The 13,716-nt window shown below is 50.2% G+C and carries 12 protein-coding genes; 11 read left to right on the top strand and 1 reads right to left on the bottom strand.

The genetic code is table 11. From position 1 onward, the window contains the following. Positions 1-292: 292 nt before the first annotated feature. The 9 genes from DYD62_RS22070 to DYD62_RS22030 all read left to right on the top strand — a co-directional run bounded on the left by DYD62_RS22070 (position 293) and on the right by DYD62_RS22030 (position 10,956). A complete protein-coding gene (locus tag DYD62_RS22070; protein ID WP_115230073.1) occupies positions 293-1,156 on the top strand; it encodes an EAL domain-containing protein in 864 nt (287 codons plus the stop codon). 96 nt (positions 1,157-1,252) lie between these two features. Then, a complete protein-coding gene (locus tag DYD62_RS22065) occupies positions 1,253-2,245 on the top strand; it encodes a sulfate ABC transporter substrate-binding protein (RefSeq protein WP_115230072.1) in 993 nt (330 codons plus the stop codon). A gap of 535 nt (positions 2,246-2,780) precedes the next feature. Next, positions 2,781-3,605: an EAL domain-containing protein gene (locus DYD62_RS22060; RefSeq protein ID WP_165928756.1), complete on the top strand. Its 825-nt coding sequence runs from the start codon at positions 2,781-2,783 to the stop codon at positions 3,603-3,605. A gap of 87 nt (positions 3,606-3,692) precedes the next feature. Then, positions 3,693-4,694: a sulfate ABC transporter substrate-binding protein gene (locus tag DYD62_RS22055; RefSeq protein ID WP_115230070.1), complete on the top strand. Its 1,002-nt coding sequence runs from the start codon at positions 3,693-3,695 to the stop codon at positions 4,692-4,694. Between the two features lie 175 nt (positions 4,695-4,869). Beyond that, positions 4,870-5,703, top strand: a complete 834-nt coding sequence (gene cysT, locus DYD62_RS22050; protein WP_115230069.1) for a sulfate ABC transporter permease subunit CysT — start codon at positions 4,870-4,872, stop codon at positions 5,701-5,703. Between the two features lie 70 nt (positions 5,704-5,773). Next, positions 5,774-6,643: a sulfate ABC transporter permease subunit CysW gene (gene cysW, locus DYD62_RS22045; RefSeq protein ID WP_115230068.1), complete on the top strand. Its 870-nt coding sequence runs from the start codon at positions 5,774-5,776 to the stop codon at positions 6,641-6,643. Between the two features lie 142 nt (positions 6,644-6,785). Then, positions 6,786-7,832: a sulfate/molybdate ABC transporter ATP-binding protein gene (locus DYD62_RS22040; RefSeq protein ID WP_115230067.1), complete on the top strand. Its 1,047-nt coding sequence runs from the start codon at positions 6,786-6,788 to the stop codon at positions 7,830-7,832. 101 nt (positions 7,833-7,933) lie between these two features. Further along, positions 7,934-8,929: an HDOD domain-containing protein gene (locus DYD62_RS22035; protein WP_115230066.1), complete on the top strand. Its 996-nt coding sequence runs from the start codon at positions 7,934-7,936 to the stop codon at positions 8,927-8,929. After that, entirely contained in the window at positions 8,926-10,956 is a 2,031-nt protein-coding gene (locus DYD62_RS22030) for a putative bifunctional diguanylate cyclase/phosphodiesterase (protein WP_115230065.1), read from the top strand. The genes DYD62_RS22035 and DYD62_RS22030 overlap by 4 nt, the downstream gene beginning before the upstream one ends. 134 nt (positions 10,957-11,090) lie before the next feature. Here DYD62_RS22030 and rsmD read toward each other — a convergent pair whose 3' ends face one another. Continuing rightward, complete coding sequence (gene rsmD, locus DYD62_RS22025; RefSeq protein ID WP_115230064.1) at positions 11,091-11,645, bottom strand: 16S rRNA (guanine(966)-N(2))-methyltransferase RsmD; 555 nt, start codon at positions 11,643-11,645, stop codon at positions 11,091-11,093. A gap of 133 nt (positions 11,646-11,778) precedes the next feature. Between rsmD and ftsY the strand changes: the two genes are divergently transcribed. Then, positions 11,779-12,936, top strand: a complete 1,158-nt coding sequence (gene ftsY / locus DYD62_RS22020; protein WP_115230063.1) for a signal recognition particle-docking protein FtsY — start codon at positions 11,779-11,781, stop codon at positions 12,934-12,936. Between the two features lie 209 nt (positions 12,937-13,145). Further along, positions 13,146-13,649, top strand: a complete 504-nt coding sequence (locus tag DYD62_RS22015) for a GNAT family N-acetyltransferase (protein WP_115230062.1) — start codon at positions 13,146-13,148, stop codon at positions 13,647-13,649. Positions 13,650-13,716 lie beyond the last annotated feature (67 nt).

The raw sequence follows: 13,716 nt of genomic DNA, 5'->3' as shown, positions 1-13,716 counted from the left end.
TTTTCCTTCATCCCTCAAAACGAAGAGACATTAATCCTCATGCTGCCATTTAATGGCTTACCAGTAAGTGAGGCACAAAATATTAAGTAAGGTTACGTTTTGCTTAATATAAAACACATTCCGATTAAAAAAATGACGTTGTCTTTTTAAAAAAATCGAAATAACGGTTTTTTAATTTTTGTAAGCAAAGCAGAAAATCGGTATTAATTTTTAAGTGCCTTCATATTTAAGAAGTAAATTTTTCATAAAATGCCACAGGTCCCCTTGGCTATTTTATTAATGGAGAATCCATATGCCTCCTTTAGTTGCAGTAAAACACCGTGATGGCGTAATCAATGTTCCTCAAGGCACATTAAATGACTGGCCGATGGCGCAATTTGCCAGCACAAAAGACCGGGGTATCGTTGTAAAAGCCTTGGGTCTGGAACTAACCAGCGCTTTTCTGGCGGTGTTTGATGCTCACTCCCGGCAAATTATTGGTGAAGAGGCATTATTGCGGGCCAGTATTCGCCGTAAAGCGCTGTCTGCCGCAGATGTATTTAGAAGCGCACAGGGAGGCGATTGCCTGGTTGAATTTGACCGGCTCTGCCGCAGCCTGCACTTAATGAACCACCTAGCAGGCAGCAATACGCAGCGCACGCTGTTTTTAAATGTTTACCCAGAGCTGCTGATGTCTTCCGGCACGCAGCATATCGAGGCGTTTGAGCGCATCCTGCGCGATCAGGGCTTAAGCCCCGCCGATATTGTGCTGGAGATATTTGAATCAACGATTCCGCCAGGGCAAACCACCCAGCTGGCGCAGGCGATTAAAAACTATCGTGCGCGCGGTTATAAAATTGCGATCGATGACTATGGCTTTTTAAACAGTAATTTAAGCCGCCTGCTGACGCTTAGCCCGGAAATCGTAAAACTTGATCGCGTAGTGATGGATACCGTCAGTAAAGAAGCCGCTCCCAAAGCACAACAATTGCTATGCCAGTTTGTGGAACGCTTGCACGGCATGGGCAGCAAGGTTGTTATCGAAGGGATTAATAATGCTGAGCAACTGACACTGGCGCAAGATAGCGGAGCCGATATGCTGCAAGGCTATTTTTTAAGCGAGCCTCGTTATTTAAATAATGAAAACTTTGTAAATGTTGTGACTGCTCAAACCTAACAGCATAAAAATGGAATATAAAAACAACAAATAATTCTTTTTAAATCTATAAAACCCACCATTAGACTGAGCCTCAACTACTACAGGGGCTCAACCATGAAAATCATCGCCAGCTTAATTATCAGCCTTGCCACCAGCAGCGTTTTTGCCGCATCGCTTGAGCTTCTAAATGTTTCTTACGATCCTACACGCGAGCTCTATCAGGATTACAACAAGGCCTTTGCCAGCTACTGGAAGAAAAAAACTGGCGATGATGTCACTGTGCGGCAATCGCACGGTGGCTCGGGCAAGCAGGCCCGCTCAGTGCTGGATGGCTTGCAAGCCGATGTGGTGACACTGGCTCTCGCTTACGATATTGACGAGCTGGCCACCCCGGGCAAATTACTTGACGCCAACTGGCAAAAAAAACTGCCGGACAACGCCTCACCCTATACCTCGACCATTGTGTTCCTCGTTAAAAAAGGCAATCCCAAGGCCATTAAAGACTGGGCAGATCTGATCAAAGCCGATGTAAAAGTCATCACGCCTAACCCTAAAACCAGCGGCGGCGCGCGCTGGAATTACCTAGCGGCATGGGGCTGGGCTAAGAAAAGCTATGGCTCTGAAGATAAAGCGCGCGATTATGTACAAAAACTCTTCAAGAATGTGCCTGTACTGGATACCGGCGCACGCGGCGCCACCACCACCTTTACCCAGCGCGGCATTGGCGATGTGCTGATTGCATGGGAAAACGAAGCCGAATTAGTGGTTAAAGAAGTGGGCAAAGATAAATTTGAAATCGTCGCCCCAAGCTACTCAATCAAGGCCGAGCCACCTGTGGCGGTGGTCGATAAAGTAGTCGACAAAAAAGGCACGCGCAAAGTGGCTGAGGAATATCTGAAATATCTGTATTCCAAAGAGGGGCAGGAAATCATCGCGCAAAACTACTATCGCCCGATCGACCCGGCAACCGCGGCCAAATACGCCCATCAATTCCCGAAAGTCACGCAGTTTGATATCGACGATGTATTTGGCGGCTGGACCAAAGCCCAAAAAACCCACTTTAGCGACGGCGGTACGTTTGACCAGATTTATCAGCCGAGTAAGTAAAAGATGTGGGCAACCTAAATCTTGAAACTCGGAGCTTCACGGAGACTAGGGGTTGATATAAATTTTTATGATTAGATTTTAAGCATTTTTAAACCTTAAATATCTGGGTTTATATCGCGGTTAATGGCACGGGGCTTAAATTCCCCCCCTGAAGCACGCCGAAGCGAGGAATAAGCGGATCGGGGTTTCGGAAAAGGGGTAGCGAGGCAGCGAGCGCGCAGCCTTTTTCGCCGTGCTGCTTATCCGCAGGGAGGAGCCTTCGTGCTGTTCGGGGCGGCCTTCTTTGCTTACTTTCTTGGCCGTTCAAGAAAGTGAGTCCCTCGCGGGGGACTCCCGCACCTAAATCAACGTGCCGAAGGCACTAAAAAGGTCTTTTTGATTTTAGTTAGCGCTCAAGTAGAGAAACCAGCCGCTTATTCGCTTTTGAGGCATAAATCTGGCCGTTTTCACACGCCCTACAATGATTCAAAGTTGGCAAGAGTCACTGTTTAACAAAGACCTAGCACGCATAAGCCCCATTAGAAAAGAGCCCACCATGCCCGTCCCAGTCCATCATGCCAGCGGCACTTTGCATGTGCCGGAAGATACCCTTGCCGATTGGCCCAGTGCCCAGTTTGCCTGCACTCAGGAACGCGGCATCGTGGTGAAGGCGCTGGGGCTGGAGCTCACCAGCGTATTTCAGCCCATTTTTGCAGCAGACGCTGAAACCATCATCGGCGAAGAAGGCCTGCTGCGCGCCAGCATTCGCCGCAAAGCCATTTCGCCTGCCGATGTATTTAAAAGCGCCGCCCGTGGCGAATGCTTAGTCGCCTTTGATCGCCTGTGCCGCAGCCTGCATTTAATGAACCATCTTGCTGGCCCGCAAAAAGATAAAACGCTGTTTCTTAATGTTCACCCTGAGCTGCTGATTGCCGTTGAAAAACAGCACGGTGAAGCGTTTGAGCGCATTTTGCAGGATCAGGGCTTAAAACCCACCGATGTGGTTTTGGAGATCCTTGAATCAGCCATTCCTGACGCGCAAGAAACCGACCTAACCCACGCGGTACAAAATTACCGCCAGCGTGGCTACCGGATTGCGATTGATGATTACGGCCAGAAAAATGCCAATCTCTGCCGCCTGCTGTCTTTATCGCCAGACATTGTAAAACTGGACAAAGTCTTAATTCACGCCACAGATAACAATAGTAAGGCGCAGCGATTGCTCGGCCAGCTAGTTGAAATGCTACACGGGCTGGATAGTCAGGTTGTGATCGAGGGCATAGAAAGCGCTGAGCAGCTGGCCATCGCTAAAGAAAGCGGTGCGGATTTCTTTCAAGGCTATTTTCTGGCAGAACCCAGATATTTAAACAAACACATTTAGTTATTTAAATAACACTCAATAGTCTTTGTACATCTTAACAAAACCGGTAAAAATCGACGCTATCTGACACACAGCTAGGAAATCGTCATGCGTCTTAAGTCTCTGCTCGTTGCCATCGCCCTCAGCACCACCCTGCCTGCTTTTGCCGACAGCACCCTGCTGAATGTGTCTTACGATGTGATGCGTGATTTCTATAAAGATTACAACCCGGCCTTTGCCAAATACTGGAAAGCAAAATCAGGCGAAGACATCACCCTGCAAATGTCACACGGCGGCTCCAGCAAGCAGGCGCGCTCGGTGATCGATGGCTTACAGGCTGATGTGGTGACGATGAATCAGCATAACGATATCGACGCCATCGCCGACAAAGCTAAATTACTCCCCTCTGACTGGGCCAAACGCCTGCCCAATGACGCAGCGCCCTTTACCAGCTTGCAAGTGCTGATCGTACGTAAGGGCAACCCGAAAGGGATTAAAGACTGGAATGATTTAACAAAACCCGGCGTTGGCGTGATCGTGCCCAACCCAAAAACATCGGGTAATGGCCGCTACACCTATCTGGCGGCTTGGGGCTATGCCGCAAAACTACCTGGTGGCAACGAGGCAAAAGCGCGTGAATTTGTTGCCAGCGTATTCAAAAACATCCCCGTACTGGATGCCGGTGGCCGCGCCGCCACCACCACCTTTATGCAGCGCCAGATTGGCGATGTTTTGGTGACCTTTGAAAACGAAGCGGAAATGATCGCCAAAGAATTTGGCCGTGGCAATTTTGAAGTGGTTTACCCCAGCATCTCCATCGAAGCAGAGCCTCCTGTGGCCATCGTCGATAAAGTCGTCGATAAAAAAGGCACGCGCAAGCAGGCCGAAGAATATCTGAAATACCTGTGGAGCCCAGCCGGCCAGGAAATTGCCGCGCAAAACTATCTGCGTCCAAGAGACAAAACGATTGCCGCCAAATACGCCAAGCAATTCCCGGCCATTAAATTATTCGCCATCGAAGACTTCGGCGGCTGGCAAAAAGCCCAGAAAACCCACTTTGAAGACGGTGCAATTTACGACCAGATCGCAGCAAGCATTGCTAAGCGCTGATACGCCACCAGAATTAAACCTTAAACGACAGAGGGCACGAGCACAGAGTTTCACTGAGGAAATCTAACTAAAGAGCAGGTTTTCTCTGTGGCTCTCTGTGTCCACCTCTGTGGCTCAAGATTTAGCGCTCTAAACCACTACGTGGAATTCCCTTTTACACCCCATCGGATTCACCATGCGCTTCAAACAGCCAAGCGTGTTGCCCGGTTTTAATCTAAGCCTTGGCTACACGTTGTTATATTTGTCCATCATAGTCTTGCTGCCGCTCTCGGCGCTGCTCATCAAAACCAGCGCCTTAAGCTGGGCGCATTTTTGGCAGATTATTAGCGAGCCGCGCGTGGTGGCTTCTTATAAGCTGACTTTTGGCGCGTCTTTACTGGCGGCGCTGATTAATCTATTCACCGGTCTATTAGTAGCTTGGGTGCTGGTGCGCTATCAGTTCTATGGCAAACGCTTTATTGATGCCATGGTCGATCTGCCTTTTGCCCTGCCCACCGCCGTGGCCGGGATTGCGCTGGCGACTATTTATGCCCCCAATGGCTGGATTGGCCAATATCTGGAGCCACTGGGTTTTAAGATTGCCTTTACTCCGATTGGCATCGTGATTGCACTGACCTTTGTCACCCTGCCCTTTGTCGTGCGTACCGTGCAGCCCGTGCTGCAAGATTTAGAGCACGAGCTGGAAGAAGCCGCCTGTAGCCTAGGTGCCACGCGCTGGCAGATTTTTTATAAAGTGATTTTCCCTACCATCTTGCCAGCGCTCTTAACCGGCTTTGCACTGGCCTTTGCCCGGGCGATTGGTGAGTATGGCTCAGTGATTTTTATCGCTGGCAATATGCCTTTTGTTTCCGAAATCACCCCGCTGATGATTATTTCCAAACTAGAGCAATACGATTATCTGGGTGCAACCGCGATTGCCGTAGTGATGTTGGTGGTGTCTTTTGCCCTGCTCTTATTAATTAACGGCCTGCAGTGGTGGGCGGCCAAAAGACTGGGGAGACGCAAATAATGGCTTCAATACACTACATTTCCACCTCCAGAAATATTGCAAGACAGCTTAGACCAAAGGGGCATAGATAATGGCTTCAACCATTCAACGCTCCATCGTCACCACCGAAAGCCGTGCCGTGCGCTATCTGCTCACCAGCCTTGCGCTGCTATTTATTGGCGTTTTCCTGGTGATTCCGCTGGCCTCCGTTTTTATCGAAGCGTTTCGCCAAGGCTGGCAACTTTATCTGGCAGCCTTAGTTGAGCCGGATGCACTACAAGCGATCAAGCTGACCCTGATCGTTGCGGCAATTTCCCTGCCTGCCAATCTGATTTTTGGTATCGCAGCCGCATGGTCGATTGCCCGTTTTGATTTTCGCGGTAAAAGCATTTTAACCACGCTGATTGATCTGCCATTTTCGGTATCCCCTGTGGTAGCCGGGCTGATTTATGTGCTGATGTTTGGCGCGCAGGGCTGGTGGGGGCCTTGGCTGATTGAAAACGATTACAAAATTATCTTTGCCGTGCCGGGCATTGTGCTGGCCACGATCTTTGTCACCTTTCCCTTTGTGGCCCGCGAGCTGATTCCGCTGATGGAAGCGCAGGGCTCGGACGAAGAGCAAGCCGCCATTGTGTTGGGCGCATCCAGCTGGCAGATGTTCTGGCGGGTCACGCTGCCCAATATCAAATGGGGCCTGCTCTACGGTGTGATTCTGGCCAATGCCCGTGCCATGGGTGAGTTTGGCGCGGTCTCGGTGGTCTCCGGCCATATTCGCGGCATGACCAATACCGTGCCGCTGCATGTAGAGATTCTCTACAACGAATACAACTTCGTCGGCGCATTCGCCTGCGCCTCCATCCTCGCGCTCTTAGCCCTGCTCACCCTAGCGGCTAAAAGCTATGTGGAATGGAAAAGCGAGCAGCAAGCTGAAGCAGATCGCCGGCATGCCGTTGAGGAATAGATCGGGGAGTCGGGAGTCGGGAGTCGGGAGTCGGGAGTCGGGAGTCGGGAGTCGGCAATAGCCTAGCGTCCCGCGGTGAAACTCCGTGTTCTCAGTGTTTCAAGATTTGGGTTTTGCTACGCAATATCAAAAGGCATTCAATATGAGTATCGAAGTCAAAAACATTGCCAAGCGCTTTGGTGCTTTTACCGCGCTGGATAATCTAAATTTAGAAGTGAACTCAGGCGAGCTGCTGGCGCTGCTTGGGCCTTCAGGCTGTGGCAAAACCACCTTATTGCGGGTGATTGCGGGGCTGGAAACGCCGGATCAGGGGCAAATTTTATTTCACGGTGAAGATGCCACCGACACCCATGTGCGGGAGCGGCAAGTCGGCTTTGTTTTCCAGCACTATGCGCTGTTCCGCCATATGACCGTATTTGAAAACGTCGCCTTTGGCCTGCGTGTTCGCCCCAAGAAAACCCGCCCTTCAGAAAGCGTTATCAAAGAAAAAGTTCATGCTCTCTTAAATATGGTGCAGCTGGACTGGCTGGCCGATCGCTTCCCGGCTCAGTTATCAGGCGGGCAAAGACAGCGGATTGCCTTAGCACGCGCGCTGGCAGTAGAGCCTAAAGTCTTGCTGCTAGACGAGCCCTTTGGCGCGCTGGATACCAAGGTGCGTAAAGAGTTGCGCCGCTGGTTGCGCCGTCTGCACGATGAAATGCATATCACCAGCGTGTTTGTAACTCACGATCAGGAAGAAGCGCTGGAAGTGGCCGATCGCGTGGTGGTGATGAATAAGGGCCAGATCGAGCAGATTGGTACCCCCGAGCAGGTTTATGACACACCAGCCACGCCCTTTGTGTATCAGTTCTTAGGCGATGTAAATCTGTTCCACAGCCGTGTGCATGAAGGCTGGGCAGAGGTTGGCGGCACGCGCTTTGCTGCGCCCGAAAATAGCGCAGCGGCCACTGTTTATGTCCGCCCGCATGAAATTGATCTTTCTAGGCTGGCAAATTCATCCGCCATCGAAGGCAAAATTATCCATGTGCGCCTACTGGGGGCAACAGTCAGGCTGGAGGTCGAAGTCGCCAATGGTGATATCGTAGAAGTAGAACTGACCCGTGAACGTCAGCAAGAAGGCCAGTGGAAGACCGATGAAACAGTATTTCTTACACCTAGAGAAGCTAGAGTCTATACACAGCCAGCGTAGTTTAAAGAGAATAAGCCATTAATTGGCTGACAAAGTAATGACTCCTTGCCCATGGCTCCTGACAGAGCTAGGGTAAAGAGTCATCATGCTGCGTTCAGATCATGCTACTCGAACCTGTTTGGAATACTGAAAATCAGTGGGTTGCCCTGCGCGCCCATGCTGATGGCGCACAGCTTGCCTTGCTGGCCCCTATGCTGGCGGATTCTTCGTTGGCAAAGCTCCCCTGCTTATGGGAAAGCACAGATGGCTTACTCCCCCCGGACTTACCCGAGCCCCACCCCTATGTGGTACTCCTCAATAATAATGAGTTAGCACTGCCTTCCCCTCAAACCTCACGCAGATTACTCAGCGCCCCCAGCGAAGACCCTGGCCTTATTTGCGGCATCACCACTCTGCCCAGCCAATTACCCCCCAAAGCATGGCTGACAGGCACTTGGCTGCTTGCGCCGCAAAAAAACGATGGCCGCCCCAACCCCAGCAAGCCGGTATTACTTGAATTACTGGGGCTGATTACCAGCGATGCCGATACCCCGGCGATTGAAAGTGTGATCGCCAAAGCACCTCAACTGGTTTTTAGCTTATTAAGATTGGTGAATTCTGTGGCAGTAGGTGGGGGTGCTCATGCCGAAAGCTTGCGGCAAGCGATTGCTATTTTAGGCAGACGCCAACTGCAACGCTGGTTGCAGCTTTTGCTCTATGCAGAGCAATTTGGAAGCGACAGCGGTACGCCGCCGCTGCTGCTCTTGGCGGCCTTACGTGCCAAGCGGCTGGAAAGCTGGGCGGGCAGCGATGCCCTGCCCAATCTCAAGCCCGATGCCGCTTTTATGGCGGGAATGCTGTCTTTACTGGATCGCCTGTTTGGCCAGCCTCTTGCAGAAATTCTAAATCCGCTGCCGCTAAGCCCTGAGCTCAGCGCGGGCCTGCTCGCAGCAGAAGGCCCCATCGGCAATGCCATTAAAGCCCTTGGCGCTATAGAGGCAGCAGACAACACGCTGCTTGCCAGCCTGCTACCAGATACCCAATCGGCAAACTGGCTGCAATCTGAAATCAATGCCTGCCACTGGGTCAGAAAATTACTGGCTTCAGGTGATGCATGAATAATGAGCTGGACAGCGACTCTGGTATTTATGCGGCGCTTGAAGCGTCGCTGATCACCATGGATCTGGAAGGCTATATCACAGGCTGGAACCGTGGGGCCGCCTTGCTGTTTGGCTATACCGCAGACGAAGTACTGGGTAAACATATTCTGCTTTTATACGCCGATGCAGAAAGCGAAGGTGAAGAAGACTTCTTTAATGAAGTCATCGCCAATGGCCATGCCGAAATGGATGTGAAGCGCCGGCGCAAAGACGGTAGCGATTTTTGGGCTCATCTACACCTCACTTTGGTGCGAAATAAAGTTGGCCAGCCAACAAGGCTGATCGGCTATGTGCGGGATATCAGCAGCCAACTGGCCAATGAAGAACGAAGCCGGCTTTATACCCGCATCATCGAATACGCCCGCGAAGCCATTGTGATTACCGATAGTAATAAGCGGATAGTCAGTGTAAATAACGCTTATTTAAAGATTACCGGCCGCAGCAATGCCGAGGTGGTGGGTACTGTCCCCAGCTTTTTAAAAAAGAAATACAGCACAAAGAGCATTGAAGCCACCCTTAAAGCAATGGGGCACTGGGAAGGCGAATTATGGGACAGCCGTGCAGACGGCGAAGTTTTCCCCGCCTGGCTCACCATCAGTGCAGTACAAACCAATTACGGCACAGTCAGCCATTATTTTGTGGTTTTTTCCGATCTCACCGAAAAGCGCCTTGCCGAAGAAAAAATCCATAAGCTGGCCTATTACGACACGCTCACCAATCTGCCCAACCGCGCCATGCTGTTTTCCTTGCTCGCGCAATCTTTAGCAGAAGCCAAACGCAAAAAAAAACACGGCTCTCTGCTCTGTTTTAACATCAATAGCTTTAAACATATTAATGATTCATTCGGCCATTCTGAAGCCGATACACTGCTGGCCGAGCTGGCCAGAAGAATCAGAACCGCATTACGCGAAGAAGACGTTGTTTCCCGCTTCAGTGGCGATGAGTTTTATATTGCGCTCTTTGAAATTGAGCAAAGAGAAGACGCAATTCTGGTCGCTAGGCGTATTTTGCAAGCGACAGCCGCGCCATTTTATTTAAAAAACCAGGAAATTGTTTTATTAAGCCATATTGGGATCAGCATTTATCCGGACGATGGCTATCATGCCGAAACACTGATTAATAATGCCACCGTGGCCATGCAACGCGCAAAGAAAAGCAATCAGAATTATCTGTTTTATTCCAGTGAAATGAATCGCCGCTCGCTGGACAGAATCAAGCTGGAAGCAGAGCTGCACCACGCACTGGATCTCAATCAATTTGAATTATTTTTTCAGCCGCAAATTGATTTACCCAGCAAAAAAATAATGGGTGCAGAAGCGCTGATACGCTGGCGTCATCCGCAGAAAGGCATGATTCCGCCTTCAAACTTTATTCCTTTTGCAGAGGAAACAGGGCTGATTGTGGGCATAGGCAGCTGGGTACTGAATGAAGCGATCAGCCAGATCGCCGAATGGAAAAAAATAGGGATTAAATTAAACCGGCTGGCCATTAATTTATCTGCCTTGCAATTTAAACCTCAGCTGCCTGACGAGCTAAGCGCTATTTTAAGCTATCACAAGATACCTGCAGAATTAGTCGAGCTGGAGTTAACAGAAAGCCTGCTGATGGGAAATGGCCAATCCAGCCTGCTCAATCAATTACACAGCACAGGTTTTAGCTTGGCACTGGATGACTTTGGTACGGGCTATTCTAATCTGGCTTATTTGCAGCATTACCCCATTGATTACCTAAAAATCGACCAATCCTTTGTCCAGGCCCTGCCAGAGAATCAACATTCGGCTGCAATCGTACGCTCCATTGTTGATATCGCCACCAACTTAGGTTTAAAGCTCATCGCCGAAGGGGTAGAAACCCAAGCCCAGGCCGATTACCTGGCCAAGCTGGGTTGCCACTTAGTCCAAGGCTATTTCTGCTACAAACCTATGAGCGCAGCGGACTTTACCCTGCTACTGATTGAGCAGCAGGGGAAAGAAAGCCCTACTTAAAAAACTCAAACCTTGAGCCACTTCGTTCAAGGAAAACACTGAGGGCCACTGAGAAAAACATACACAAGGTTTTCTCAGTGAGACTCCGTTTCCTCAGTGACCTCCGTGATTCAAGATTTGGATTTAAGGTTTACTTAACTCTGCACCACCGCACGCAGCAAGGCGTACTTCACTTGCCCGGCACGGCCTTCTTTAACAATTTCCCAACCATCCCGATCCGGCCAGTTGGCTGTTTCGGCATAGATCACAGCACCTTCATTTAAGATGCGTGGTAGTTTTGGTAATACTTGCGCTAAAAAATCCGAAGCAAAAGGCGGGTCTAAAAACACCACATCAAAACGCTCGGCAGTACTGTCTAAAAAGCGCAGAGCATCGCCCCAAATCACTTCAATATTGGCCGCACCCAGCAAAGCCTGATTGTCTTTTAAGCTGGCAGCCACGTTTTTAGCGCGCTCTACCATCACTACACGCTTGGCATTCCTTGATGCCGCCTCAAAACCGAGCGCACCACTGCCCGAGAAAAGATCGAGGCAACTGAGATTGGTACACTCCTGGCCCAGCCAGTTAAACAGCGTTTCACGCACCCGGTCAGGCGTTGGACGCAGGCCTTCTGCGTCAGGAAACTTCAATAAACGGCGTTTATAGTCACCGCCAATAATACGAACCTGGTTTTTGAACTGTGCGGCCATGTTAAAATCCTAGCAATCTGTAATTAAATAGCCCGGCAGCCTTGTTAAAAAAGCCCAAACAAGCATTTTTTAACGCAGACTTATCGACAAGCTGCCCGCATTTTCCGCCATCTTTCGGAATACCCGCAAACTCATGTTCAGTTTTTTTCGCAAAAAAAAGCCGGTTGCACCGGTCACCCCAGAAACACCTCTGGTGGCAGAGCCTGTCCAAACCGACACGGCCCCTATTCATCACGCCGCTGCGCCTGTTGTTGACACAGCTGAAATCACGACTGTAGCGGTACACCCTGAGCCGCAGCAAACCGAAGAGGAGGCTCCTGCTCCTGCTCCTGCTCCTGCTCCTGCTCCTGCTGCCATTATCGAAGTCGCTCAACCACAAGCCAAGCTTTCATGGGCAGAGCGGCTTAAAGCTGGCCTTGCTAAAACACGGGATCGCCTAGGTAAAAGCCTCGCGGGGCTGTTTGGCGGCGGGCAAATTGATGAAGATCTGTACGAAGAGCTGGAATCTGTCCTGCTCACCGCCGATATGGGCATCGATGCAACACAGCATTTGCTCAGCGATGTACGGAATCGTGTAAGCCTTGCCGGGCTTAAAAATGGCTCAGAGCTGAAAGGTGCATTACAAAGCTCACTCACCGATCTCATCAGCCCCTTGCAAAAACCGCTGGATGTTAGCACGCATAAGCCCTTTATCCTGATGGTAGCGGGTGTAAATGGTGCGGGTAAAACCACCAGCATCGGCAAGCTGGCGAAATATTTTCAAGGCCAAGGCCTTAGCGTCTTACTGGCAGCAGGCGACACTTTCCGCGCTGCCGCGCGTGAACAGCTGGTGGTATGGGGCGAGCGTAATGGCGTGCAAGTGATTGCCCAGGATGGCGGCGATTCTGCAGCAGTGGCTTTTGATGCGGTCAACGCAGCCAAGGCGCGTGGCATTGATGTGGTGATTGTAGATACAGCGGGCCGCCTGCCTACGCAGCTGCATTTGATGGAAGAAATCAAAAAAGTAAAACGCGTGGTGCAAAAAGCCGACCCAACTGGCCCACACGAAATTATGCTGGTTCTGGATGCCAATAACGGCCAAAACGCGCTCAGCCAGGTGAAATCATTTGACGATGCACTGGGCCTGACCGGCTTGATCCTGACCAAGCTTGATGGCACGGCCAAGGGCGGCATTATCGCCGCGATTGCCAAACAACGCCCCATCCCGCTGCGTTTTGTGGGCGTAGGTGAGAGCATCGACGATTTACGCCCCTTTATCGCCAAAGATTATGTGGACGCGCTGTTTGATTAAAAAAACATCAATCTTGTGGCATAGAGAACCCAAAGAATAAAAAGCGAGCGCACTGAAAAAAATGATTTTATAGGGTGTGGAACGGCATCTTGTTCCGCACCGTCTCGCTGCCTAAGCCAGCTTATTGAGTGTAGAACGACGCAGCATAGAAAACGGTGCACAAAAAAAGCGAATACACGCCCTATAAAAATAACGAGCCAAGAAAGTAAATGAATCACTCCCTTGTTTCACGCCCTGCCACCGCTGCGGATGCGCAAAACCTAGCTGCGCTGGCGATTCAGGTTTGGCTGCACACCTATGCCACATCGGGCATTCGCCAGGATATTTCTGCTTATGTGCTCAGCGCATTTACACCAGATAAATTCACCACTTTAATTAATGATCCCCGCTACCAATTACTGATCACCGAAATAAATCAGCATCTGGTGGCTTATGCACAAATTGATTTTGCGTCAGAAGACCAGCCTGAGTTTGGTTCGGTTGAGCTACAAACCCTGTATGTTCAAGAAGCCTTTACTGGCCAAGGCCTAGGCAGCAAGCTGCTGGCTTATTGCGAAGAAATCATTGCCGATCGTACTTACTGGCTAAGCAGCAATAGTAACAATCACCGTGCAATTGCATTTTATGCACGCCAAGGTTTTGTTCAGCATGGTGTAACATACTTCGAGTTCGGTGGTAATCAGTACGAAAACAAAGTATTAGTAAAAGCATAAATTTAAAAGCATCTTAAGACACAAAAATCACTGAGCAACCATAAACCAAGCTTCGGTTTTATTAATG

Origin of the sequence: Iodobacter fluviatilis (assembly GCF_900451195.1) — a bacterium.
Taxonomy (GTDB): Bacteria; Pseudomonadota; Gammaproteobacteria; order Burkholderiales; family Chitinibacteraceae; genus Iodobacter; species Iodobacter fluviatilis.
Note: the sequence above shows the minus strand (reverse complement) of the source record. Positions and strands in the feature narration are given on the sequence as shown.

Excerpts from the sequence above, each read along its gene's own strand:
- DYD62_RS22070 (WP_115230073.1), top strand. The coding sequence starts at position 293 with ATGCCTCCTTTAGTTGCAGTAAAACACCGTGATGGCGTAATCAATGTT.
- DYD62_RS22065 (WP_115230072.1), top strand. The coding sequence starts at position 1,253 with ATGAAAATCATCGCCAGCTTAATTATCAGCCTTGCCACCAGCAGCGTT.
- DYD62_RS22060 (WP_165928756.1), top strand. The coding sequence starts at position 2,781 with ATGCCCGTCCCAGTCCATCATGCCAGCGGCACTTTGCATGTGCCGGAA.
- DYD62_RS22055 (WP_115230070.1), top strand. The coding sequence starts at position 3,693 with ATGCGTCTTAAGTCTCTGCTCGTTGCCATCGCCCTCAGCACCACCCTG.
- cysT (WP_115230069.1), top strand. The coding sequence starts at position 4,870 with ATGCGCTTCAAACAGCCAAGCGTGTTGCCCGGTTTTAATCTAAGCCTT.
- cysW (WP_115230068.1), top strand. The coding sequence starts at position 5,774 with ATGGCTTCAACCATTCAACGCTCCATCGTCACCACCGAAAGCCGTGCC.
- DYD62_RS22040 (WP_115230067.1), top strand. The coding sequence starts at position 6,786 with ATGAGTATCGAAGTCAAAAACATTGCCAAGCGCTTTGGTGCTTTTACC.
- DYD62_RS22035 (WP_115230066.1), top strand. The coding sequence starts at position 7,934 with ATGCTACTCGAACCTGTTTGGAATACTGAAAATCAGTGGGTTGCCCTG.
- DYD62_RS22030 (WP_115230065.1), top strand. The coding sequence starts at position 8,926 with ATGAATAATGAGCTGGACAGCGACTCTGGTATTTATGCGGCGCTTGAA.
- rsmD (WP_115230064.1), bottom strand. The coding sequence starts at position 11,645 with ATGGCCGCACAGTTCAAAAACCAGGTTCGTATTATTGGCGGTGACTAT.
- ftsY (WP_115230063.1), top strand. The coding sequence starts at position 11,779 with ATGTTCAGTTTTTTTCGCAAAAAAAAGCCGGTTGCACCGGTCACCCCA.
- DYD62_RS22015 (WP_115230062.1), top strand. The coding sequence starts at position 13,146 with ATGAATCACTCCCTTGTTTCACGCCCTGCCACCGCTGCGGATGCGCAA.